The organism is Phytohabitans aurantiacus (assembly GCF_027923225.1).
Taxonomy (GTDB): domain Bacteria; phylum Actinomycetota; class Actinomycetes; order Mycobacteriales; family Micromonosporaceae; genus Phytohabitans; species Phytohabitans aurantiacus.
In genome coordinates this window covers 75,563-99,955 of the sequence record NZ_BSDI01000004.1, presented here as the reverse complement: position 1 = coordinate 99,955, position 24,393 = coordinate 75,563, and the positions used below count along the sequence as shown (strand labels likewise).

Genomic DNA, 24,393 nt, shown 5'->3' with positions numbered 1-24,393 from the left:
CGTTGCTCTAACGACTTGAGGGACGCCCTGATCACGCTAGGTCCAGGGACTTGGCCGCAGCCAGCACGTCGTTCTTGATGGTCGTGGGGCTGGGAGCCGTGGAGATGGCCCACTCGGGGTCCTTCAGGCCGTGGCCGGTCACCGTGCAGACGACGGTGCCGCCAGCCGGGATGCGACCGGCCTCGGCCTGCTGGAGCAGGCCGGCCACGCTGGCCGCGCTGCCCAGCTCGACGAAGACGCCCACGTCGCGGGCCAGCAGCCGGTACGCGGTCAGGATCTCGCGGTCGGTCACGGCCTCGATGAGCCCGCCGGAGGCGTCGCGCGCGTCGACCGCCTTGGTCCAGCTCGCCGGGTTGCCGATGCGGATCGCGGTCGCGATGGTCGACGGCTCGCGGACGGCCTGCCCGGTGACGATCGGGGCGGCGCCGGACGCCTGGAACCCGTACATCTTCGGCTTGCGGGTGGAGTTGCCGGCCGCGAAGTCCTCCTCGTAGCCCATCCAGTACGCGGTGATGTTGCCGGCGTTGCCAACGGGCAGGCAGTGGATGTCGGGCGCGTCGCCGAGGGCTTCGATGATCTCGAAGGCGGCGGTCTTCTGCCCGGCGAGGCGGTCGGGGTTGACCGAGTTGACCAGCGCGACCGGGTAGTCCAACGACAGCTTGGACGCCAGCGCGAGGCAGTCGTCGAAGTTGCCGCTGACCTGGAGCAGCCGGGCGCCGTGGACGAGCGCCTGTGCCAGCTTGCCCAGCGCGATCTTGCCCTGGGGCACGAGGACCGCGCAGGTGAGCCCGGCACGTGCCGCGTACGCCGCCGCCGACGCGGACGTGTTGCCGGTCGACGCGCAGATGATCGCCTTGGCACCGCTTTCGACCGCCTTGGAGACGGCGACCGTCATGCCGCGGTCCTTGAAGGATCCGGTCGGGTTCGCTCCCTCGACCTTGAGGTAGACGTCGGCGCCCACCCGGGAGGAGAGCGTCGGGGCCGGTACGAGCGGCGTGTTCCCCTCGTGGAGCGTGATCACCGGGGTGGCATCGGTGACCGGCAGCCGGTCACGGTACGCCTCGATCAGACCGCGCCACATGGTGCTCTCCTGTCTAGCGGTGGTGGTGCCGTGTCAAGGATGCCGCACCACCTGCCAGGACATTCGAAAGGGGTCGGATGCACTACACCGAGCCGCCGGTTCGGTCGATAAGGTGAGTCGCCGCATACCTCATGCGCCTCAATTTTCTCAGGAGTGAGCTACCCCATGCCGTCGCTCGCCAGACTCAGCCTTGCCAACCGCAGTCTGGTCGCCCTGATCGCGGTGGTGGTCACCGCGTTCGGCGCGTTCGCCATTCCCTCGCTCAAGCAGCAGCTCTTGCCGTCGCTCGAATTTCCCGCGGCGTTCATCGTGGCCACCTATCCGGGTGCCGCACCCGAGATCGTCGAAGAACGGGTCGCCGAGCCGATCGAGAATGGCGTCCAGGGCATAGCCGGCGTCGACAAGGTCACCTCTACGTCCCGAATGGGTTCGGCGACGGTACAGGTGGCTTTCGAATTCGGCACCGATGTCGACGACGCGGTCGCGAAGCTGCAGGGCGCGCTCGGCCGGCTCGGCGCGCGGTTGCCGGCGGGCGTGGAGCCGGAGGTGTTCGCGGGCGGCACCGACGACCTGCCGGCGGTGGTGCTGGCGGCGAGTGGCGGAGCCGACGAGCGCGCCTTGGCCGGCACGCTCAACCAGACGGTGATCCCCGAGCTGTCCGGCATCGACGGGGTGCGCACGGTCGAGGTGACCGGTGGCCGCGACGAGGTCGTGCTGATCACGCCGGACCCGGCGAAGCTGGCGGCGTCGGGCGTCGACGCGCGGGCGATCGGAGCCGCGCTCCAGGCCAACGGCATCGCGATGCCGGCCGGCGGGCTGACCCAGGACGACAAGACCCGCACGGTACAGGTGGGCACGCCCATCGGTTCGGTCGACGACCTGCGCACGGTGTGGGTCACGGGAGCGCGCGGCGTCAACGTCCGGCTGGGCGACCTGGCGACGGTGACGCAGCAGCTCGCCGAGCCGACCGGGTTCACGCGCACCAACGGCAAGGACAGCCTCGGTATCGAGATCACGGCGGCACCGGGCGGCAACGCCGTGGAGATCTCGCGCGAGGTCCGCGACCGGCTGGATGATCTGAAGGCCGCCTCGGGCGCCGAGCTGACGGTGGTCTTCGACCAGGCGCCGTTCGTCGAGAAGTCGATCGACAGTCTCACCACCGAAGGACTGCTCGGCCTGCTCATGGCCGTACTGGTGATCCTGGTGTTCCTGCTGTCGGTGCGATCCACGCTTGTCACGGCCGTATCGATCCCGCTGTCGGTGCTGGTGGCGCTGATCGCCCTGTGGGTCGGCGACTACTCGCTCAACCTGCTGACGCTCGGCGCGCTCACCATCGCGGTGGGCCGGGTCGTCGACGACTCGATCGTCGTGCTGGAAAACATCAAACGCCATCTGGGGTACGGGGAGGACAAGCGCAAAGCGATCCTGGACGGTGTCCGGGAGGTCTCCGGTGCGGTGACCGCCTCGACGCTGACCACGGTGGCGGTGTTCGCGCCGATCGCGCTGGTGGGCGGGTTCGTCGGGCAGCTGTTCCGGCCGTTCGCGGTCACCGTGACGGTCGCGCTGCTCGCTTCGCTCCTGGTGTCGCTGACCGTGATCCCCGTGCTGGCGTACTGGTTCCTGCGCCCCGCGACCGGCGAGGGCGGCGCGGAGGCGATCCGCCGGGCGGCCGAGGATCGCGAGAAGACCAGCTATCTCCAGCTCGCGTACCTGCCCGTGATCGGGTTCGCGCTCCGCCGGCGCTGGGTGACGGTGGGGATCGGCCTGGCGGTGCTGCTGGGCACGATGGGGCTGTACTCGCAGGTGCAGCGGAACTTCCTGGACGACTCGGGCCAGGACACGTTCACGATCACGCAGGAGCTGCCGGCCGGCACCAGCCTCGCGGCCACCGACGCCGCGGCGCGCAAGGTCGAGGCAGTGCTCACGGGGCGCGACGACATCGAGTCGTACCAGGTCACGGCCGGCGGCGGCGGTCTGCCCTGGCAGGGCGGCGGGGTGACCACGGCGAGCTTCTCGGTGACCGTAAAGGACGGTGCCGACGCTGCCGAGACCAAGGAAGCGCTGCGCTCCGAGCTGGACGGCATCGACGACGCCGGCGAGATCGCCGTCGGGGCGTCTGGCCAGAGCACGGACCGGATCGAGGTCGTGGTCCAAGCCGCGGACGCGGGCACCCTCGCGACGGCGACCGAGATGGTACGCCAGGCGCTGGCGCAGACCTCCGGCGTAGAGGAGATCAGCACGAACCTGGCCGACGACGTGCCGCGCGTCGACGTCGTCGTGGACCGCACGGCGGCCGCCCAGCGTGGTCTCACCGAGGCGGCGGTCGGTGCGCTGGTGTCACAGGCGTTCCGCGGTGACCCGGTCGGCCGCGTGACGGTGGCCGGCGCCCAGCAGGACGTGGTGGTGCGCTTCGGTGTCGCACCGGCCACCGTCGACGAGCTGCGCGCGATGCCGATCGCGGGCGCCAAGCTCGACGACATCGCCGACGTGACCGAGGTGTCCGGCCCGGTCGAGGTGACCAGGATCGACGGCGTGCGCGCGGCGACCGTGTACGGCACGGCGGTCAGCTCCGACCTGGGCTCGGTCACCGATGCCCTCGCCAAGCGGCTGGACGGGCTCAATCTGCCGACCGGCTCCAGCTACCAGATCGGCGGGGCGAGCGCCGACCAGCAGGAGGCGTTCGCCGACCTGGGCCTCGCCGTGCTCGCCGCGATCGCGATCGTCTTCGTGATCATGGTGGCGGCGTTCCGGAGCCTGGTACAGCCGCTGATCCTGCTGGTGTCGGTGCCGTTCGCCGCGACCGGCGCGATCGGCCTGCTGATGCTGACCGGTACCCCGATGGGCGTGCCCGCCCTGATCGGCGTGCTGATGCTGGTGGGCATCGTGGTCACCAACGCGATCGTGCTGATGGACCTGATCAACCAGTACCGGGCGCAGGGCATGAGCGTGCGCGACTCGGTGGTCGAGGGCGCCCGCCGCCGGCTGCGGCCGATCCTGATGACCGCGATCGCGACGATCTTCGCGCTGCTGCCGATGGCCTTCGGGCTGACCGGCGAGGGCGGGTTCATCTCGCAGCCGCTGGCCATCGTGGTGATCGGTGGCCTGATCACGTCGACGCTGCTGACGCTGGTGCTCGTGCCGACGCTCTACAGCCTGGTCGAGCAGGCCAAGGAGAGACTCCTCAAGAAGAACGCGGCGCCCCCGGTGCCGGCGCCGCGTACGCCGAACGGCAACGGTGCGCTGGTGGCTCCGCCGCCGCCGGTACCGTCTGCCGCGCTGATCGAGGGCACCGACCAGTTCGAGGTGCTCCGGCTGCCAAAGCCGAAGAAGCGTAACGTGTGAGTACGTGGCGTCTCCGCTTTCGGTCGTTACCACCAACCGCGACTTCCGCAACCTCTTCTTCGCTGAACTAGTCGTCTTCGGCGCGGACTGGTTCGTCATGGTGCCGCTCCTGGTACTGCTGCCCGATCTGACCGGCAGCGGCATCTGGGGCGGCCTCGTGCTCGCCACCGACACCGGCATGCTGGCCGTACTGCTGCCGTTCACCGGCACGGTCGCCGACCGGATCGACCGCAAGAAGATCATGGTGTTGGCGAACCTGTCCGCGCTGGTCGGCGTGCTCCTGCTGCTGGCGGTGCGCAGTTCGGCCACGGCCTGGCTCGCCCTGCTCGCCGTCAGCGCGATGGCGGCCGCCAAGGCGTTCTACTCACCGGCCGCGCTCGCCGCCCTGCCGAACGTGGTCGACGCCGACGAGTTGGCCGCCGCCAACGCGGTCGCCGGGTCGGCGTGGGGCACGATGGCGATCGTTGGCGCCTCGCTCGGCGGGGTACTGAGCGCGGTGTTCAGCCCGTACACGTGCTTCGCGATCGCCGCGGTGAGCCTGTTCCTGGCCGCGGGCCTGGCGTGGCGGATCCGCCGCCCACTCCAGGCGCCGCGAAACGCTGACGAGCCGCCGCCGCGCACGTGGGTCGCCGTCCGGGAGGCGCTGACCTACATCGGGCACCAGCCGCGGGTACTGGCACTCGTCACCGTGAAGTCGGCGGTCGGACTCGGCAACGGCGTGCTGACCGCGTTCCCGCTGCTCGCCGGCCGGTTCGGTGTGGGCGCGGTCGGGGCCGGGCTGCTGTTCGCCGTTCGCGGCTTGGGCGCGCTCATCGGGCCGCTCGCGATGCGCCGGGTACTGAGCCACCGCTCGTGGCTGCTGCCCGGCCTGGCGCTGTCGATGTCCCTGTACGGCGTCGCCTATCTCGGTGTCTCGGTGGCCGCCTGGTTCCCGCTCGTGCTCGTACTGGTTTTCGTGGCGCACTTCGCGGGCGGCACCAACTGGGTGCTCTCCAACTTCGCGCTCCAGTCGGAGGTGCCCGACGAGCTGCGCGGCAGGGTGTTCGCCGCCGACATGATGGTCGCGATGCTGGCGATCTCGGCCAGCCAGCTCATCGCGGCGGCTCTTGTCGACCACATCGACGAGCGGCTGGTCATCGCCGGGTGTGCCCTGCTGACGCTGGCGTACGCGATCGGCTGGCGGGTGGCGACGCGCGGCCTGCACCTGGCCGAACGCACCGCCACCACTGCCACCCAGCCGGACCCCGACCCCGACCGAGCGTGATCAGGGCGTTGCGAGGGCTTCGGTGGGGGACAGGCGGCTGGCGCGGATCGCGGGGTAGAGGCCGGCCACCGCGCCGATCAGCAGCGTCACGCCGAGGCCACCCGCCATCGCGATCGGGGGCACCACCGTCGGCCACTCCTGCGTGTACGCGTAGACGCCGGTGACCGTGCTGCCCAGTACCGTGCCGCCGGCACCGCCCAGCGCCGACAGCAGTAGCGACTCGGCGAGGAACTGTCCCCGGATCTGCCGCCGGGTGGCGCCCAGCGACCGCCGCAGTCCGATCTCGCCCCGGCGTTCGAGCACCGAGATGACCATCGTGTTCGCGACCCCGACGCCGCCGACCACGAGAGCCACCGCGCCGAGGCCGAGCAGCAGCCCGTTCAGCGCGCTGTCGGTGGCCTGTTTGGCGGCGAGCGCGTCGGACGGGCGGGAGACCCGTACGCCGCTGGGCTCCGCCGGGTTGGCCGTGCGTGGCAGCACGTCGCGAACGGCGGCAACCTGGCTCTCGGTCGCGCGCAGGTACACCCTCGTCGGGTGGCCGTCGAAGTCCAGATAGGACTGCGCGGAGGCCCAGCCGACCAGCGCCGCCGAGTCGAGCTCCGGCGCGAGCGGCACCGGGTCGAGCACGCCCACGACCGTGTACCACTGGCCGCCCAGCCACACCCGCACGCCGACGCCCGGCAGGTCGAGCCGGCGGGCCGCGGTGTCGCCGAGCACGACACCCGGATACGTGGCGGTGGCCGGGGTGAGCCAGGATCCACTATGGATCGTGGCGCCGACGGTCGAAGGCAGGTCGGCGTGGGCGGCCATCACCTCGAGGCTGCTGGTCTGCCCGCGCGGGACGTGGTCGTTCCGGTACACCGACGCCTTCAGGGTGGCGGTGGCGCTGACCCTCTCGACCGGCGCGATCCGTCCGATCATGGAGATCGACTCTTCGGGCAGGGCGACGTCGCCTCCCGTCAGCGTCTCGCCCGGCGCGACGGTCAACAGGTTCGTGCCGAGCTGAGCGAGAGTGCGGTCCAGTTCGGCGCGGCTCGACGTGGAGATGCCGACCACCGCCAGCATCGCGGCGATGCCGATGGCGATGCCGAGCGCGGAGAGAAACACCCGCAACGGGCGGGACCGCAGCCCAGCCGCTCCTAATAGGACGATGTCGGTGGGCCGAAGGCGTGCGGGTTTCACGCCACCACCTGCCCGTCGCGCATGCGGATCTGCCGGGGCAGGGAGGCGGCGATCTGGCCGTCGTGCGTGATGACCACGATCGTGGTGCCGCTGGCGTGCAACCCTCGCAGAAGCTCCAGCACGGCGGCGCCGGACGCGGAGTCCAGGTTGCCGGTGGGCTCGTCGGCGAGCAGGAGCGCCGGCTCGCCCACCACCGCCCGCGCGATCGCCACCCGCTGGCGCTCGCCGCCGGAGAGCTCGTGCGGGCGGTGACGCAGCCGGTGGGCGAGGCCAACCCGGGTCAGCGCGCTCTCCGCTCGTTGCCGCCGTTCCTTCCTGGGCACGCCCGCGTACAGCAGGCCGTCGGCGACGTTGTCGAGCACGGGTACGCCGGAAGCGAGGTGGAACTGCTGGAACACGAAGCCGATGCGGCGAGCGCGCAATGTGGACACCTGTCGGTCGGAGAGGGCCGACACGTCGTGCCCGTCGATGCGCACCGTGCCGGTCGACGGCTTGTCCAAGGTGCCGACGAGGTGCAGCATCGTCGACTTTCCCGAGCCGGACGGCCCGACGACCGCCACGAGTTCGCCGTACCCGATCCGCAGGTCGACCTCGCGCAGCGCGGTGACGCCGCCCGGGTACGTCTTGCTGACCCGAGCCAGCTCCACCACATTCACTCAGGCACTCCTACCAGGACGCCGTCGTCCAAGCCCTCGCCACTGACCTCGACGCGGCCGTCGGCGAAGAGCCCGACCTCCACGGCGACGACGCGCGTGCCGGTGTCCGACACGACTTCGAGCCCGTATCCGCCCTCGGCCAGCGCCAGCAACGCGTTGACCGGTACGGTCAGCACGTCCTTGCGCTCCTTGGCCACGTACCGCACGGTCACGCCGCCGCGCTCCAGCTTGCCGAGCGCTTTCTGGTCCGCGATGGCGACGGAGATATCCACTGTGGACGCCGTATCGGCGCCCGCCGCCCCCTCGGCACCCTCCCCGCCCCGGGCCGGCTCGGCGACACCGCTGACCGAGCCCTGCACCGCCTTGCCGTCGGGCAGCGTGACGGTCACCTTGACGCCCTTGCGTGCCCAGCCGGCCTTGGAGGCATCGGACGACACGGTGACGCCACGCGTGCTGCCGGTGTACGAGATCACGTCGCCCGTGGCGCTGGCGCCGATGCGGACCAGCCGCTCGGCGATGCGCACCGCGCCCGGTGCGAACACCACGCGGTCCTTCTCGACGGTGCCGGTCTCCGGCAGCTCCATGTCCTTCTGCCAGCGCTTCACCGCCGTCGTGGTGAGCTTCGAGAACTCCTCGTCCACGGTGAACCCGCTGTAACCGAGCGCCGCCAGGTTCTTCTCGAACTGCTCGACGTCGCCACCCTTGGCGTTCTCGGCGAGCGCCCGGTACATCGGCAGCGCCCCGTACATCAGCACGACCGGTGTCTCGTCGGCTCGTAGCAGCGGCTCGCCGCGGCGTACCGTCGCGCCCGGTTCCGGCAACCAGGTCACCGTTCCCGTCGCGGTCGAGGCGAGCGGCGTGGTCGCGCCGTACCCGAGTTCCCCGGGCGCCGTCACCGACTCGACGAGCGTCTGCCGGGTCACCGGGACGGTAGCGCCGGGACCGGTGCGGTCGGGCTTCGCCGCCTCTTCGCCGCGCCCGCCCAGCCCGAGGGTGGCCGCGCCGGCCACCGCGACGGCGGCCAGCGCGACACCGGATACGACCGCGACACGGACGCGGCTCATCCGCCGGCCGTTTTGTTGGGATCGGGCGACGCCGGCGGGTCCCCTCGGTGGACGGGCTCGCAGATCTGCGCCGAGCGGTTGTCCGCGACCTGCTCGTCCGGGGTCAGCTCGCCGCCCCAGCCCTCGGGGAGCCGCCCGTCCGGACCGGGGTCCGGGAAGTCCGGGGAGCCATTGGCACGCCGGCACTCCGAGTACTTGCGCGCGTTGGCGATCTGCTCCGCGGTGAGCGGCTGCATCCTGGGCTCCAGCTCCGCGGGGACGTCCACCGAGAACTTCTCGCACGCCTCCTGCGCGGCCATCCACTTCGGGTCGGCCTTGAGCTTGCGATTCTCCTCGGCGGTCGAAGCGAAGTCGATCTGTCCCCGGGCGTCCGGGTCCGGGATGTCGAAGCCCTGATCGCGCAGGCACTTGGCCCACTGCCGCCTCGCCTCGACGTACTTGGCGACCGCGCTGCTGGTGGCGGTCGCCGCCGGGGCACCGCTCGGGTCCGCCGCGGAGGCGACTTCGGGCGCCTTTTCCCCGCCGCAGCCCGCCAGGGTGAGCACGAGTCCCAGGCCGATGAGTACCTTCTTCATCCTTTTCCTACTCTTTGGTGAGGGTGGACGCGATGACCGACCAGTGGCGGCCATCGGTGGAGCCGTACACCGCGCGTTCCGGGCCGTAGGTCGACGTGAAGAACCACCCGTCGGGCGCCCGCCCGATCGCGCGGACCAGCGCGGGCAGGCCGTCCATGACGACCGGTTGGTACGGGGTGTCCGTGCCGCTGTTGGCCGAGAAGGTGCGCCCGTCGAGGTCTCCGACCGGCTTGGTGCCGTACACCACGTGGGTGCCGTCGGCGGTCACGAACGAGCGGTCGCCGCCGAGCGCCGCCTCATGGGCCGTGATCTTCTCGATGCCCGTCAGGGTCCAGGCACCGGTCACGCCGCCCCGATAGACGAACCGGGCGTTCGGGGAGGTGACGACGGCGTACGCGGTGTTCCCGTCCGCTGTCGTCGCTACCGTCGCGCCGTAGCAGATCGCGCGCGGACATTGCAGAGTGCGGGTCGACCAGGTGTGGCCCGCGTCGGTGCTGACCGCGACCGCCGATATCCCGTTCAGGTCTGCGCCCGCTCCCCAGAGCCGATCACCGGCGCGCATCCATTGGGCGCCGGGCCTCAGCGCGGGCGGCCGCGCCAGCGGCGCGAACCACCCGGCTGCGGGGTCGACCACATACGGGCTGCACAACTCTGCGTCTGTGGACGCCCAGCAGAAGAGGGTGCCGCCAGGCGGGACCGCCGCTGCCTGGGAGCGTCGCTGCGCGGATGTCCAGGTGTGGCCGCCGTTCGTGCTCACGCTGGGCGTGGACTTCCCCGCGACGGTCGCCACGAGTGTCGAGGGGCCCGCGACGACGGCGTCGACCAAAACCATCGCGTCGCCCCGTGGCGTCCAGCCCTGCCCGCCGTTGTCCGACGCGTAGAGCTGTACCAGCGTCTTGACGCACGACTGGTCCGGGCACGCCTGGACGGCGGCGTAGAGGTGCCGCGAATCCGCGGCGCCGATCCAGTTGATGTTGCCGGCGGGCAGCGGGTCACCGCTGCTGGCCGGTTCCGGCGGCGGCGACACCATGGTCACGACGCTCGCGGTGGCAGCGGCCACCGCGGTCACGGCCAGCGCCGCGACCGCTCTGACGATCCGGGTACGCCGTTTGCGGCGCCGCCGTCCCGCGGCGTACATCTCCTCGCCGGTGACCTGGCTCGGCGGTGGTGGTGACACCGCCAGGTCCTCGAACATCTCCCGCAACCCCGTCATATCGACCCCCCTCGCACGGACACCAGCTCAGCCGGTGGGACAACGGCGTCGCCAAGTGCCCGGCGCAGCGCTGCCAACCCGCGCGCCGTCTGGCTCTTGACCGTGCCTTCGGAACAGCCCAGTGCCGCCGCCGTCTCTGTGACGTCCAGGCCCTGGTAGAAGCGGCAGACCAGGGTGACCCGCTGCCGCGGCGGCACCTCTCGCAGCGCCTGGGCGAACAGCAGCCGGCGCGCCACGGTCTCCGAGTCGTCGTCACTGGCTACGTCGGGCGGCTCGGCGACCGAGCGCTCCCGGCGCCGCCACACCCGGCGGGTCTCGGAGAGGAACGCCCGGACCAGGCAGGTGCGCAGGTACGCGTCCACCGCCCGCGCGTCGCGGATCCGGTGCCAACCGTCGGCCAACCGGATGAACGCCGTCTGGGTCAGGTCGTCCGCCCAGTGCCAGTCGCCGCACATGAAGTACGCCGTCCTCCGCACCGCATCGCGGCGGGCCGCGAAGTACTCCGTGAACCGCTGCTGTTCCGCATCGTCGTCGCGCATCGAGCTCCCTTCAGGTTGTTGGTGCGCAGTACGGCACGCAGCGGTTGCACGGCTGTCGAACTTTTTTGTCCGCCAAACCGGACACTCAGGCACGACCATCGCAAGATCGCCTGGCGGTACGATGCCGGCGTGAACTTCGTCGAGGGACGCGTCCGCGTTCGGGTGCCCGCCACCAGCGCAAACCTTGGGCCCGGGTTCGACGCGCTCGGGCTGGCGCTCTCTCTATATGACGAGGTTTCGGCGCGGATCGGTTTACCCGGGTACCGCGTCTCGGTCACCGGCGAAGGGGCCGGCGAGCTGCCCGGCGACGAGACGCACCTCGTCGTGCGGGCGATGCTGGCCGCGTTCGACGAGTTGGGGGAGCGGCCCGCCGGGGTCGACGTCGAGTGCGTCAACCGGATCCCGCAGGCGCGCGGCCTCGGCTCGTCGTCAGCGGCGATCGTTGCCGGGGTGCAACTTGCCCGCGCGCTGACCGTCGACGGCCAGACTCGCCTCGACGACACGGCGGCGCTGCGACTGGCGGCGCGCCTCGAAGGCCACCCGGACAACGTGGCGCCCTGCCTGCTCGGCGGGTTCACGATCGCGTGGACGGAGGAGACCGGATCGATCGCCGTCACCCTGGCTCCGGTGAAAGGCGTACAGCCGACCGTATTTGTGCCCGAGGAGCGCGGGCTGACCGCGGAGGCCCGGGCGGCGCTGCCCGCGACCGTGCCCCACGCGGACGCGGCGCTGACCGCGGGCCGTGCGGCGCTGCTGGTCCATGCCCTGACCACCGATCCCGCGTTGCTGCTCCCGGCGACCGAGGACCGGCTGCACCAGGGCTACCGGGCGCCCGGCATGCCCGCGACGGCGGCCCTGGTCGACGCGCTGCGCGCGGCGGGCGTGGCGGCGGTGGTCAGCGGCGCGGGACCGACCGTGCTCGCGTTGACGCCCGTACCGACCGGGTTCGATGCGGGAATAGGCTGGCAGACCCACGAGTTGACGGTGGATGTCACCGGTGCCTTGGTCGAAGGGGTACACTGGGACACGCCGAGCGGGACACTGTTGCCGCAGGTCGGATGAGTTGATTACGCTCTAGACCTAGCACAGCCGCGAAGCAAAGCGATTTCTGCGTGGCGGCGCACCCCGAAGCTTTCGGTGGTCAGCTCGTCTTACCCCTGCCTAGGCCCGCCGCTGCTGTGTTACAGACTCCCGCCATAGCTTCGCGAGGCGGGGGCAACCGAGGCCGCCCGGCCACCATGCTTCGCGATCCGGGCAGCCCCGGCCTATCGAGGGAAGGAATCCATTGAGCGACACCACCGACGTGACGTCGGATGTCTCCAACGTCGCTGAGCAGTCCACCACCGCCACGCGCCGCCGGCGCACCGGCACCGGGCTGTCCGCGATGCTGCTGCCGGAGCTCCAGAGCCTGGCCACGTCGCTCGGCATCTCCGGTACGGCCCGGATGCGCAAGGGCGAGCTGATCGCCGCTATCTCCGAGCGCCAGGGCGGCGGTTCCACCGCGACGGCGCCGACCAGCGGGGCCCCACGCCAGCGGGCCGAGGTCGCGGCCGCGGCCGCGCCGGCCCGGGAAGAAGTACGCGCCGAGGTGCGCGACACCGGCGACGGTGACCGTCGAGGCGGCGACGCGCAGGAGTCCTCGCCCGATGGCGAGGTGCGCACGTCTCGTCGCGCCAGCCGCGCGGCGGGTCCGCCGGAGTCTCGCGCGGCCCAGGCCGAGTCACGCTCTTCCGGCCAGGCCGAGGTGCGCTCTTCCGGCCAGGCCGAGGTGCGGCAGGAGACCACTGACAAGGCGCCCGCCGAGCGCGGTGAGCGCGCTGAGCGGGGGGAGCGCGAGCAGCGCAACAGCCGCGACCGCGGCGGCGATCGTCAACGCGGCGGTGACCGTCAGCGTGATGACCGTCAACGCGACGACCGTCAGCGTGACGATCGTCAACGCGACGACCGCCAGCGCGACGCCGACGCCGAGGGCGACGACGACGGTGAGGGCGGCGGCCGCCGCAGCCGGCGCAGCCGCTTCCGCGACCGCCGGCGTGGCCGTAACGAGCGCGGCGAGGGCGGCGGCACCGGTGGCAACGAGCCGCAGGTGAACGAGGACGACGTGCTCGTCCCGGTCGCCGGCATCGTCGACGTGCTCGACAACTACGCGTTCGTCCGCACGACGGGCTACCTGTCCGGCCCCAACGACGTCTATGTCTCGATGTCCCAGGTCAAGAAGTACGGCCTGCGCCGGGGCGACGCCGTCACGGGTGCGGTGCGCGCGAACCGCGAGGGCGAGCAGCGCCGCGACAAGTACAACCCGCTGGTCCGGCTCGACACGATCAACGGGATGGACCCCGACGAGGCGCGGCGGCGGCCCGAGTTCTACAAGCTCACCCCGCTGTACCCGCAGGAGCGGCTGCGTCTCGAGACCGAGCCGCACATCCTGACGACGCGGATCATCGATCTGATCATGCCGATCGGCAAGGGGCAGCGCGCGCTGATCGTCTCGCCGCCCAAGGCCGGTAAGACGATGGTGCTCCAGGCGCTGGCAAACGCGATCACGCGTAACAACCCCGAGTGCCATCTGATGGTCGTGCTGGTCGACGAGCGGCCCGAAGAGGTCACCGACATGCAGCGGTCGGTCAAGGGCGAGGTCGTCGCCGCGACCTTCGACCGCCCGCCGTCCGACCACACCACGGTTGCAGAGCTGGCCATCGAGCGGGCAAAGCGCCTGGTCGAGCTGGGTCACGACGTGGTCGTACTGCTCGACTCGGTCACCCGGCTCGGCCGGTCGTACAACCTGGCGGCTCCGGCGAGTGGCCGGATCATGTCGGGTGGTATCGACTCGACCGCGCTGTACCCGCCGAAGCGGTTCCTCGGCGCGGCGCGCAACATCGAAAACGGCGGCTCGCTGACCATCCTCGCCACCGCGCTGGTGGAGACCGGTTCCATGATGGACACGGTGATCTTCGAGGAGTTCAAGGGCACCGGTAACGCCGAGCTCAAGCTCGACCGGAAGATCGCCGACAAGCGGGTGTTCCCGGCCGTCGACCTCAACGCCTCCGGCACTCGTAAGGAAGAGATCCTGCTGGCGCCGGAAGAGCTCGCCATCTCGCACAAGCTGCGCAAGGTGCTGGGCTCGCTCGACTCGCAGGCCGCGCTCGACCTGCTGCTCGACAGGCTCAAGCAGACCCGGACCAACATCGAGTTCCTGATGCAGATCGCGAAGTCGACGCCGGGCGAGTAAAAGCACTTTCAACGGTAAAGCGCGCGGTCCGGGCACGGGCCGCGCGCTTTTCTGTCAGCTACCTGACCGCTCCAGGGCCGATCGCACAGGGCGTGCGATCGGCGGGTGACGCGCTGTGAAAAGGTCCTCACACTCTGCGGTGCGCTCGTCTTCTGAGGAGGCGCAGGTGACGGTACCGGGGTATAGAAACGTGCCCACAGACGCGTGGAACCCCGCCGAACCGGCGGATCTGGACGAGGCCGAGGACTTCCTCCGGCGCTGCTACGAGGAACAGCCGAAGCTCGGGCCGGTGGCTCCGCGGCTCGCCGCGGTGCGGGAGCGGATCGATGCCGCCGGCACCTACGCCCACACGACCGAGGAGTTGGCGTGGGGCGCCAAGATGGCGTGGCGCAACGCCAGCCGGTGCATCGGCCGGCTGTACTGGCGCAGCCTCATGGTGCTCGACCGGCGGCACGCCACCAGCACCGAGGAGATCTTCGGTCACCTGGTGCGCCACCTGTGCCTGGCCGGTGGCACCGGCACGATCCGCCCGGTCATCTCGGTGTTCGCGCCCGCGGTGCCGGGTCAGCCGTACTCGCGGATGTGGAACGAGCAGCTCATCCGGTACGCCGGCTACCGCACCGCGTCCGGTCAGGTGATCGGCGACCCGCGGTACATCGACTTCACCAAGGCCATGCGACTGCTCGGCTGGCGCGGCAAGGGCGACGCGTTCGACGTGCTGCCGCTCGCCATCGAGACTCCCCACGAGGGGCTGCGCCTGTTCGAACTACCCGAGCACGCGGTGCTGGAGGTGCCGATCGGGCACCCGGAGTTCGGTTGGTTCGCCGAGTTGGGGCTGCGGTGGCACGCGGTGCCGGCGATCTCCAACATGCGCATGCGGATCGGCGGGGTCGACTACCCGCTCGCACCGTTCAACGGCTGGTACATGGGCACCGAGATCGGCGCCCGTAACCTCGCCGACGCCCAGCGGTACAACATGCTGCCGGTCGTGGCCCGCATGATGGGGCTGGACACGTCGGCCGAGGCCACGCTGTGGCGCGACCGGGCACTCGTCGAGCTCAACCGTGCGGTGCTGTGGTCTTTCGAGCGGGCCGGCGTGAAGATCAGCGATCATCACACCGAGTCGGGGCGGTTCCTGGCGCATCTGCGGAGCGAGGAGCGGGCCGGGCGGCAGGTGCCAGCCGACTGGACGTGGATCGTGCCGCCGATGTCGGGGGGCATCACGCCCGTGTTCCACCGCTACTACCACGAAGCGGACGAGCGCCCGAACTTCTACACCCTGTAATTTTCCTTCGCTTCGCTCGACGGCTCTTGAAAGTTATCGGCACCGTCCGGTTTGATGCTGGCATGCGTATCGCGCGTGCCGCTCTCGCTCCAGTGCTGGCCTTGGCGCTCCTTCCGGTCGTGGCTCCGGCCCAGGCGTCCACGCCGGTGGCCGTCGACGCCTTCGACGACATCGAGACCGCCAAGCGGGTCCGGCCGGTCGCGCCCGGGCTGACGCTGACCTCGTTCGACCGGTACCACGCGGCTGGCTGGCTGCGGGCCGACGCGCTCACCGCCGACCTGTCCGGCAAGCTCACCGTCGACTACCTGAACTCCGGGGCGGTCGCGAAGACGGAGCCGCTGCGCGCCGCCGCCGACCGCACGCGCGCGGTCGCCGCGGTCAACGGAGACTTCTTCGACATCAACAACTCAGGTGCCGCGCAGGGCGTCGGCATCCAGAGTGGACAGCTCATCCAGTCGCCGATCCAGGGGCGCAACAACGCCGTCGGCATCACCGCCGGCGGCGTGGGCCGGGTCGTCGAGGTGCACTTCGACGGTACCGCCACGCTGCCGGGTGGCACCCGGGTCGCGCTGACCCAGTTCAACAACATCGTGCAGGCGGGCGGCGTCGGCGCGTTCACGGCACTGTGGGGCACGTACGACCGCAAGCGCGCCGTCGAGGGCGCGTTCAAAGTCACCGAGGTCGTCCTGAGCGGCGGCGTGGTCGCCGAGGTGCGCGGTGCCGCCGGATCGGGTCCGATCCCGGCCGGCACCACCATCCTGCTGGGCCGGGACGCGGGCGCCGACGCGCTCGCCGCGCTCACGACAGGCGACCGGGTCGACGTGGCGTACGCCCCGAAGTCCTCGGACGGCTCCCAGTTGAACGCGGCCGTCGGTGGCCGTCAGGTACTGGTCAAGGACGGCGTGCCGCAGGACATCGGCGACGTCACGCCCGAGCCGCGTACCGCCGTCGGCTTCTCCGCGGACGGCCGGCGCATGTACCTGCTCACCGTCGACGGCCGGCAGGCCGACAGCCGCGGCGTGACGCTGACCGAGCTGGGCCGCCTCATGGCGGAAATGGGCGCGCACAACGCTCTCAACCTCGACGGCGGTGGATCGTCCACAATGCTCGCCCGCGAGCCCGGCGAGGCGAGTGTAACCGTGGAGAACAGCCCATCGGACGGCTCGGAGCGGCCGGTGCCCAACGGGCTCGCCCTGTACGCGGCCGCCGGTTCGGGACGGCTCAAGGCGTACCGGGTCGAGTCCGACGCGGATGGCGTGTTTCCCGGGCTGACCCGGCGAGTGACCGCGACCGGCTACGACGAGACGTACGGCCCGGCCGAGGGCGCGCCGAAGTGGTGGGCGACGCGCGGGCACGTGGAACGCGATGGCGTCTTCCGCGCCATGCTCCCCGGCACCGCCACCGTGACCGCCCACCGGGGCACCGCGAGTGGCTCCGTCAAGCTCGACGTGCTCGGCCCGCTCGACCGGATCGACACCACAGTGGACCGGATCAGCCTGCCGGGCGCGAGCGTGTTCGGTGTGGTCGGGTTCGACGCGGACGGCAATGACGCGCCCATCGAGCCGGCGGATGTGCGGCTGGAGTACGACACGTCACTGCTCGACGTCACGCCGACGGCGGATGGGCGGTTCTCGGTCAAGGCCAAGAAGGACGTCGGTGGCGCGCTCGTCACAGTCCATGTCGGACGGTCCACAGTGGCTGTTCCCGTGACCGTGGGCCTGGAAGACGTGCCGGTGGCAGGGTTCGACGACGCGGCGAGCTGGACGTTCAGCCACGCCCGCGCCGCCGGGTCGGTCGCACCCACCGAGGGTCACACTGGCACCGGCCTCAAGATGTCGTACGACTTCAGCCTCTCCACCGGCACCCGGGCCGCGTACGCCAACCCGCCCGCCTGGATCCCGGTAGCTGGCCAGCCGCAGGCGTTCGGCATGTGGATCCACTCGGGCGGCAAGGGCGAGTGGCCGAGCCTGCACCTGCACGACGCCCTCGACCAGCAGCATGTGCTCCGCGGCCCGCTCCTGACGTGGACCGGCTGGCGGTACGTGGAGATGGCCGTGCCGCCCGGTGTGCAATACCCGGTGCGCATCCGGCGCTTCTACGTCGCCGAGACGGTGCCCACCGCCGCCTACACCAACGAGATCGTCATCGACGACATCGTGGCGAAGGTACCGCCCACCGTGGCGCAACCGGTCGAGGAACCGCGCACCGACAAGGTGGTCGTGCGGGACGGCACGGTGTCGGGCGCCGACTGGACGTTCGCGGTGATGTCCGACGCCCAGTTCGTCGCCGCCGCTCCCGACAGCGACCTGGTGGCCCAGGCCCGCCGCACGCTCCGCGAGGTCAAGGCCGCCCGCCCCGACTTCCTGATCATCAACGGCGACTTCGTCGACACCGCGTACCCGGCCGACTTCGCCCTCGCCAAGCGCATCCTCGACGAGGAGCTGGCCGGCGAACTGCCGTATTACTACGTGCCCGGCAACCACGAGATCATGGGCGCCCCGATCAGCAACTTCTCCGCCGTCTTTGGCGCGACGAACCGGGTGTTCGACCACAACGGCGTCCGCTTCGTCACCCTCAACTCGTCGACCGGCACGCTGCGCGGCGGCGGCTTCGAGCAGGTGAAGCTGCTGCGGTCGGCACTCGACTCGGCGGCCACCGACCGGTCGGTCCGCTCGGTGGTCGTGCTGCACCACCACCCGCAGCGCGACCCCACGCCGGCGAAGGCCAGCCAGCTCAGCGACCCCAAGGAAGCGGCGCTGGAGGAGCAGTGGCTCGCCGACTTCGAGCGCCGCACAGGCAAGGACGCGATGTTCGTCGGGGCGCACGTGGGCACCTTCTACGCCGGCCGGGTCGACGGCGTGCCGTACCTCATCAACGGCAACTCCGGTAAGAACCCGTCGACGGCGCCGCACCTTGGCGGCTTCACCGGTTGGACGCTCTTCGGGGTCGAGCGGCGCGGCGAGATCGAGGCGGAGACCCGCGCCCACGTCGACGCGCTCGCCTTGGCGGCGCCCGCCGCCGCGCCGCGCGGCAAGCCGGTAGCCGTCTCCGCAACCGTGACCCAGGCGGGCCGGCAGGTGCCGGTGGCGCCGCCGGTGAGCGCGGACTGGACCGCGGCACCAGGTGTCCACATCGGACCGGCGTCGGGCGTACGCCCGTGGCACGTCGCGTGGTTCGACCCGACCAGCGGCCGCCTGACCGCACTGCGCTCGAAAGGCTCGATCGAGCTATCCGTGACGGTCAACGGAGTGACGGCCAGCGCGACCATCGCGTTGGCCTAGAAGTCGCCTTCCGCGACCTGGAAGACGGTCAGGCCCAGTTGGCGCCACATGCGCACCACGTGCATGCGGTCGTCGAAGACGCCGACCACGTGGTACCGGTCACGCACCTCCCGCTCGAAGATGTCGCGCTTGACCACCGAGTCCGGGCGGGCGTCGTCGACGGCCCGCATGTGCAGCGCCTCATAGGGCACGCCGACGTGCTGGTCCAACCACATCTCGGTGCGCCAGCGGGCCGACTCGTCGCGCCCGGTGCAGTACACGATGCCGTGCCCCGCCGCGTGCATGGCCCGGACCGCGGCGATGACCGCCTCGTGCGGTTGGTCCTCGCCGACCCGGCGCATGTCGTACGGGCTGCGGTTGCCCATCAGCGCCACCGTGCCGTCGATGTCGACCAGCACGATCTTCGGCGCGTCCGGCGGCGGCGCGTACACGGTCGCCGGCCCGCCGGGCAGCACGTCCGGTACCGGCAGGGGCAACCGCCGCCCGGCCAGGTAGCGCGCGTGCATGCCGCGGATCGCGTCTTCGCCGACCCGTTCCCCTTCGGGCCGCTCGGCGTCGCGCCGCACGCACTCGTCGACCGGTACGTCCGTGAAGTCGTGCACCTCGAACGTGGCGCCCAGGCGGGCCGCCATCTCCGCCCACTCCCGGACCGTGCGGCCGGGCAGGTTGGTGTCGTCGACGCACACGCTCGCCCCGGACCGCAGCAGCGCCTCGACCTGGGCGCGCTGCACCAGTGTGACCTGGCCCTCGGCCCACTTGGTGTAGAGCGGTTCGCCGTGCAGCATGCGGCGCAGGTCGTCGCGGTTGACCCGGGCGACGCCTGGTTGGAGCTTTCGGGCGAACGTGGTCTTACCGGACGCGGGCAGCCCTCGTGTGATGATCAGTCTTGCCATCGCCTCCAGCATGACAGGAGTGGGAATGCACCCTGCCTCCCCGGCGTTGGGGAGGGTGGCCAGCCATGGCACACTGGTCAGTCGGCCAGGGTTCCGGTTCACGCCCACATCTGGGCGACCCGGCGACCGCATACGAAAGGACCGAGGCGACATGAAGCCCGACATCCACCCGCAGTACGTCGTGACCGAGGTCACCTGTTCCTGCGGCAACACCTTCACGACGCGTAGCACCGCGAAGAGCGGCTCGATCCACGTCGAGACGTGCAGCGCCTGCCACCCGTTCTACACGGGCAAGCAGCGGGTGCTCGACACCGCCGGCCGCGTCGCGAAGTTCCAGCAGAAGTACGCGCGGGCAGCCGCCAAAAAGGCCAAATAGCTACCCCGACGGCGCCCCCTCGGTTTTTACCGGGGCGGGCGCCGTTCGCCTTTCAGGAAACCGGAACGAGGGGTACGCAGATGAGCAACGAACGCCTGGCGGCGCTGCTTGACGAGTATGCCGACCTGGAGAAGCGGCTCGCCGATCCGGCGATCCACGCCGACCAGGCGACCGCTCGGCGCGTCGGCCGGCGCTTCGCCGAGCTCGCGCCGCTGCAGAAGGCGGCCGGCGAGCTCGACCAGGCGCGTGCCGACCTCGAAGCCGCGCGCGAACTGGCCAGCGAAGACGCGTCGTTCGCCACGGAAGCCGACGCGATCGCCGAGCGCCTCCCGGTGCTCGAGGAGCGCCTGGCGGAGCTGCTCATCCCGCGCGACCCGCACGACGCCAAGGACGTGATCGTCGAGATCAAGGCGGGGGAGGGCGGGGAGGAGTCCGCGCTGTTCGCCGGCGACCTGCTGCGCATGTACCTGCGCTACGCCGAGCGCCGCGGCTGGGTCACCGAGGTCATCGACTCGCAGGACTCCGACCTCGGCGGCGTCAAGGACTGCTCGATCGCGGTCAAGACCAAGGGCGTGCCTGAGGGCGGCAACGGCGTCTGGTCGCGGCTCAAGTGGGAGGGCGGCGTCCACCGGGTACAGCGGGTGCCGGTCACCGAGTCGCAAGGACGCATCCACACCAGCGCCGCCGGTGTCCTCGTACTGCCCGAGGCCGAAGAGGTCGACGTCACCATCGACCCCAACGAGCTGCGCATCGACGTGTTCCGGTCGTCCGGCCCCGGTGGCCAGTCTGTCAACACCACCGACTCCGCCGTCCGCATCACGCACCTGCCGACCGGCATCGTCGTGTCCTGCCAGAACGAGAAGAGCCAGCTCCAGAACCGTGAGCAGGCGATGCGGATCCTGCGTGCGCGGCTGCTCGCCGCGGCACAGGAGCAGGCCGACGCGGCTGCCTCCGACGCGCGGCGCTCGCAGGTGCGCACCGTCGACAGGTCCGAGCGCATCCGCACGTACAACTTCCCGCAGAACCGGATCACCGACCACCGGATCGGCTTCACGGCGTACAACCTCGACCTGGTGCTGGCCGGCGACCTCGACGGCGTACTGGAGGCGCTGACCGAGGCGGACCGTCAGGCCCGCCTCGCCGGCGAAACCGAGCTGAGCCGCCGTTGAACCTTCGCGTGATCAGGGCGTCCCTCAAGTCGCTCTAACGACTTCAGGGACGCCCTGATCACGGGCGGGTCAGGATGCCGCGGCGCGGCGCCGTGCGGATGACTGCGGCTTCGCCCGGAGCATCTCGCGGTCGGCGATCTCGAACGCCGCCCCGAGCACCTCGCGCAGGTTGGTGCTGGCACCGCTGAGGTCGGCGAAGCCGACGCTGACGCCCACCGGCGTGCCCGGCACCAGCGACTCCCAGTCTTCGGCCGCCACCGCGACGCTGATCCGCCGGCCCACCTCGGCCGCCACGGCCTTGTCGGCACCCGGCAGCACCACCACGAACTCGTCGCCGCCGTACCGCGCCACGAAGTCGCCCCTGCGCATCACCCGGTTGATCACCCCGGCGACGCGCTGGAGAACCAGGTCACCCGAGAGGTGGCCGTGCGCGGTGTTGACCGCCTTGAACCCGTCGAGGTCGCACACGCCGATCGTGGCCCGTTCGCCGCGCGCCAGCATGGCCGCCACGTAGTGCTCGAAGTGGCGGCGGTTGGCCAGTCCGGTGAGCGGGTCGGTGAGCGCCTCGCCCTGGTAGTGGGACACGGCCTTGCGCATGTCCTCGTGGTCGAGCCGCGCCGCGATGCCCTCGACGTACACGTCGCGGAGGCGGTCGTTGCGCTGCGCCGCCAGCCGGAACGCGTGCCGGTCGGCCCGGTGCGCCGCCGCGTGGTCACCGGCGCGGGAATACCCCAGGCTCCGCAGCCGCAGCTGCTCCGCGGCGCCGACCGTCTCGGCGGACACGTGCACCGTCTCCAGCCGGGTCAGCGCCTCGATCGGGCGGTTCGCCGCGATCGCCAAGCAGATCTCGCCCAGCATCCGCAGGTCGCGGGAACGGGCGCCGTCACCACCGTCGGCCAGCAGGCGCATCGCTGGCTGCGGCGTCGCCGGCGGCTCACCCAGCGCGGCGCGTCGCATGATCGCGTACCCGTACGCCGCCCGCCCACTCGGTCGCAGCTTGGCACCGCCGTCCCGTTCGAGGAAGCGCTCCGCGTCGGTGGTGATGTCGCGCAGCACCCGCAGGCACCCGTCGGTGTCGCCGTTGTGGTCGAGGGTCACCGCGTTGCGCAGCCGGATGCCCGGAGCCGCGAACGTCTCGGCGGGCAGGCCCGCGGCGGCGGCCACCTGCCGGGCGCGGTCGATGGCGCCGAGCGCGTGGCCGTGGAACCCGAGATACGAGTACGCCATGGCGAGGTCGTTCCACGCGATGGCGGTGTCCCAGTCGACGTACTCGACCGTCGTCATCGCCCGCGCGCTGCGTACCAGGTGGGTGACGCACCGCTCCAGCGCGCCCTGGTGCTGGGCGGCGAGCGCGGCGAGCGCGTTGAAGTTGCCCCACAGCAGCGGTTCGTTCAGGTCGCGGACGGCGTGGTTCGCCTCCTCGACCGCCTTCGTGTACTCCGCCGTGCGCCCCAGGTTGATCAGCGCGGACAGCCGCTGCACCAGCGCGTCAGCGCGGCTGTGCTTGTCGCTGGTCGTGGCGAGCACCTTGTCCAGGAGGGTGCACGCCTCCGCGGAGCGGCTCTGCTCCTGCAGCACACGGGTCCGCTTGAGTGTTTCGGCCTGATCGGTGACCCGGTCGAGCCAACCCACGCAACTCCTCCAACCCTTGGATCAACACACCGAGCCCGGTACTCAATGATTATCTCGTGACACGGAATACGGAACAGCCATCCGAAGGGACGGAACGGACGAGAGTGTTGCATGCGGTGAGTTCTGCCACGATCACGCTTACGGATGCAGGGCTTCCGTCGGCTCGGGTCGACGCCGAACTTCTCGCGGCGCATGTGCTGGACGTGCCGCGCGGGCAGCTCGCGATCGCCGCCGGCTTCACGTCTGAGCAGCTCACGGCGTATCGGTCGCTCGTCGCGCGCCGGGCTGCCGGTGAACCGGTGCAGCACCTCATCGGATCGGCGCCGTTCCGGTATCTGGAACTCGCGGTCGGCCCAGGGGTGTTCGTGCCCCGCCCGGAGACCGAACTGCTCGCCGGCTGGGGAATCCAGGGATCCGGTCCCGCCCCGGTCGTCGTCGACCTGTGCAGCGGCTCAGGAGCCATCGCGCTCGCCGTGGCGCAGGAGGTGCCGGGCGCCACCGTGTACGCCGTCGAGCGCTCTCCGGCGGCACTCGAATGGCTGCGGCGCAACGCGAGCGGTACCGGAGTGACGGTCGTGGCGGGTGACGCGAGCGACCCAGCGGTGCTCGCGGAGCTCGACGGCCGGGTCGACCTGGTGCTGTGCAACCCGCCCTATGTCCCCGCCGGCGCCCCCGTACCGGCCGACGTGGCCGACCACGACCCGGAAGACGCGGTCTTCGCCGGCCCCGACGGCCTCGCCGTCATCCGGCCCGTGATCGCGCGGGCCGCGGCGCTCCTGCGCGGCGGCGGTCGCTTCGGAGTCGAGCACGACGACACGCACGGTGACGCCGTGCCGGCCCTCCTGCGCGCCGACGGCCGCTTCACCGAGGTCATGGATCATCAGGACCTGGCGGGCCGCCCGCGCTTCGCCACGGCGTCGCGCAGCCTCGCCATCGGGCATGGCAGACTGACTCCTCGTGATGCTCTATGACTGCCGGTCGCTCGCCGATCGCGACCGAGGCATCGCCGCTGCGATCGAGGCGGTCAAGAACGGCGAGCTGGTCGTACTGCCCACCGACACCGTGTACGGCATCGGCGCTGACGCCTTCACCCCTTACGCGGTAAAGGCACTCCTGGACGCCAAGGGCCGCGGGCGGCAGATGCCTCCACCGGTGCTGGTCGGCTCCCGGCACACGCTCGATGGCCTGGTCTTCATGCTTCCGAAGGCCGCCCGCGAGCTCGCCGACGCGTTCTGGCCCGGTGCCCTGACCATCGTCGTCGAGCACGCGCCGAGCCTGCAGTGGGATCTCGGCGACACCGGCGGCACGGTGGCGGTGCGGATGCCGCTGCACCCGGTGGCGCTGGAGGTGCTGCGCGAGACCGGCCCCATGGCTGTCTCCTCGGCCAACAAGACCGGCCAGCCGGCGGCTGTCACCGCCGCCGAGGCGCAGGAGCAGCTGGGGTACGCCGTGCGGCTCTATCTCGAGGCGGGGGAGTGCCCCGACCCGGTGCCGAGCACGATCGTCGACCTGACCGGCGAGGTGCCAAAGGTGTTGCGAGACGGCGCCGTGCCGCTGGAAAAGCTGCGCGACGTGGTGCCGGACATCATCGGGCCCGACCAGGAGCCGTGAC

General features: G+C 71.1%; 18 protein-coding genes and 1 pseudogene. 10 read left to right on the top strand and 9 right to left on the bottom strand.

From position 1 onward, the window contains the following. Positions 1–31 precede the first annotated feature (31 nt). On the bottom strand, positions 32–1,081 hold the full coding sequence (gene thrC / locus QMG73_RS05045) for a threonine synthase (RefSeq protein ID WP_281892749.1): 1,050 nt from the start codon (positions 1,079–1,081) through the stop codon (positions 32–34). Between the two features lie 165 nt (positions 1,082–1,246). Between thrC and QMG73_RS05040 the strand changes: the two genes are divergently transcribed. Next, on the top strand, positions 1,247–4,423 hold the full coding sequence (locus tag QMG73_RS05040) for an efflux RND transporter permease subunit (protein ID WP_281893053.1): 3,177 nt from the start codon (positions 1,247–1,249) through the stop codon (positions 4,421–4,423). Between the two features lie 4 nt (positions 4,424–4,427). Beyond that, a complete protein-coding gene (locus QMG73_RS05035; RefSeq protein WP_281892748.1) occupies positions 4,428–5,687 on the top strand; it encodes an MFS transporter in 1,260 nt (419 codons plus the stop codon). Here QMG73_RS05035 and QMG73_RS05030 read toward each other — a convergent pair whose 3' ends face one another. Genes QMG73_RS05030 through QMG73_RS05005 form a run of 6 tightly spaced genes read right to left on the bottom strand, consistent with a single transcriptional unit; the run spans position 5,688 to position 10,916 of the window. Continuing rightward, complete coding sequence (locus QMG73_RS05030) at positions 5,688–6,869, bottom strand: ABC transporter permease (protein ID WP_281892747.1); 1,182 nt, start codon at positions 6,867–6,869, stop codon at positions 5,688–5,690. Then, positions 6,866–7,519 carry an ABC transporter ATP-binding protein gene (locus QMG73_RS05025; RefSeq protein ID WP_281893051.1) on the bottom strand — a complete coding sequence of 218 codons (654 nt, stop codon included), beginning with the start codon at positions 7,517–7,519 and terminating at the stop codon, positions 6,866–6,868. The genes QMG73_RS05030 and QMG73_RS05025 overlap by 4 nt, the downstream gene beginning before the upstream one ends. A 2-nt stretch (positions 7,520–7,521) precedes the next feature. Then, entirely contained in the window at positions 7,522–8,589 is a 1,068-nt protein-coding gene (locus QMG73_RS05020; RefSeq protein ID WP_281892746.1) for a peptidoglycan-binding domain-containing protein, read from the bottom strand. Further along, positions 8,586–9,164: a membrane lipoprotein lipid attachment site-containing protein gene (locus tag QMG73_RS05015; RefSeq protein WP_281892744.1), complete on the bottom strand. Its 579-nt coding sequence runs from the start codon at positions 9,162–9,164 to the stop codon at positions 8,586–8,588. The genes QMG73_RS05020 and QMG73_RS05015 overlap by 4 nt, the downstream gene beginning before the upstream one ends. A 7-nt stretch (positions 9,165–9,171) precedes the next feature. Beyond that, positions 9,172–10,377 (bottom strand): hypothetical protein, encoded by a 1,206-nt coding sequence (locus QMG73_RS05010; RefSeq protein WP_281892742.1) that lies wholly within the window; start codon positions 10,375–10,377, stop codon positions 9,172–9,174. Beyond that, positions 10,374–10,916, bottom strand: coding sequence for a SigE family RNA polymerase sigma factor (locus QMG73_RS05005; protein WP_281892740.1), 543 nt, complete (start codon positions 10,914–10,916; stop codon positions 10,374–10,376). The genes QMG73_RS05010 and QMG73_RS05005 overlap by 4 nt, the downstream gene beginning before the upstream one ends. A 129-nt stretch (positions 10,917–11,045) precedes the next feature. On the opposite strand from QMG73_RS05005, the pseudogene thrB reads away from it, so the two are divergent. From thrB to QMG73_RS04985, 4 genes and pseudogenes are all read left to right on the top strand, one after another. Next, positions 11,046–11,983, top strand: a pseudogene (thrB, locus tag QMG73_RS05000) (homoserine kinase). Between the two features lie 218 nt (positions 11,984–12,201). After that, positions 12,202–14,145: a transcription termination factor Rho gene (gene rho / locus QMG73_RS04995; protein WP_281892738.1), complete on the top strand. Its 1,944-nt coding sequence runs from the start codon at positions 12,202–12,204 to the stop codon at positions 14,143–14,145. A 166-nt stretch (positions 14,146–14,311) separates the two neighbouring features. Then, positions 14,312–15,430, top strand: coding sequence for a nitric oxide synthase oxygenase (locus QMG73_RS04990; protein WP_281892737.1), 1,119 nt, complete (start codon positions 14,312–14,314; stop codon positions 15,428–15,430). A 62-nt stretch (positions 15,431–15,492) separates the two neighbouring features. Next, positions 15,493–18,711: a phosphodiester glycosidase family protein gene (locus tag QMG73_RS04985; protein ID WP_281892736.1), complete on the top strand. Its 3,219-nt coding sequence runs from the start codon at positions 15,493–15,495 to the stop codon at positions 18,709–18,711. Here the strand turns inward: QMG73_RS04985 and QMG73_RS04980 are convergent. Continuing rightward, positions 18,708–19,604 carry a phosphatase domain-containing protein gene (locus QMG73_RS04980; RefSeq protein ID WP_281892735.1) on the bottom strand — a complete coding sequence of 299 codons (897 nt, stop codon included), beginning with the start codon at positions 19,602–19,604 and terminating at the stop codon, positions 18,708–18,710. The genes QMG73_RS04985 and QMG73_RS04980 overlap by 4 nt on opposite strands. A 151-nt stretch (positions 19,605–19,755) precedes the next feature. On the opposite strand from QMG73_RS04980, the gene rpmE reads away from it, so the two are divergent. Together rpmE and prfA are read left to right on the top strand one after the other, a co-directional pair. Further along, on the top strand, positions 19,756–19,980 hold the full coding sequence (gene rpmE, locus QMG73_RS04975; protein ID WP_281892733.1) for a 50S ribosomal protein L31: 225 nt from the start codon (positions 19,756–19,758) through the stop codon (positions 19,978–19,980). A gap of 80 nt (positions 19,981–20,060) precedes the next feature. Continuing rightward, on the top strand, positions 20,061–21,149 hold the full coding sequence (gene prfA / locus QMG73_RS04970) for a peptide chain release factor 1 (protein WP_281892731.1): 1,089 nt from the start codon (positions 20,061–20,063) through the stop codon (positions 21,147–21,149). A 69-nt stretch (positions 21,150–21,218) separates the two neighbouring features. Here prfA and QMG73_RS04965 read toward each other — a convergent pair whose 3' ends face one another. Next, the gene (locus QMG73_RS04965) at positions 21,219–22,781 is read right to left on the bottom strand and encodes a GGDEF domain-containing protein (protein ID WP_281892730.1); all 1,563 of its coding nucleotides are present in this window, start codon (positions 22,779–22,781) and stop codon (positions 21,219–21,221) included. 56 nt (positions 22,782–22,837) lie between these two features. Here QMG73_RS04965 and prmC point away from each other — a divergent pair, with 56 nt between their 5' ends. Together prmC and QMG73_RS04955 are read left to right on the top strand one after the other, a co-directional pair. Then, entirely contained in the window at positions 22,838–23,752 is a 915-nt protein-coding gene (gene prmC, locus QMG73_RS04960; RefSeq protein WP_281892729.1) for a peptide chain release factor N(5)-glutamine methyltransferase, read from the top strand. After that, complete coding sequence (locus tag QMG73_RS04955; RefSeq protein ID WP_281893049.1) at positions 23,742–24,392, top strand: L-threonylcarbamoyladenylate synthase; 651 nt, start codon at positions 23,742–23,744, stop codon at positions 24,390–24,392. The genes prmC and QMG73_RS04955 overlap by 11 nt, the downstream gene beginning before the upstream one ends. Position 24,393 lies beyond the last annotated feature (1 nt).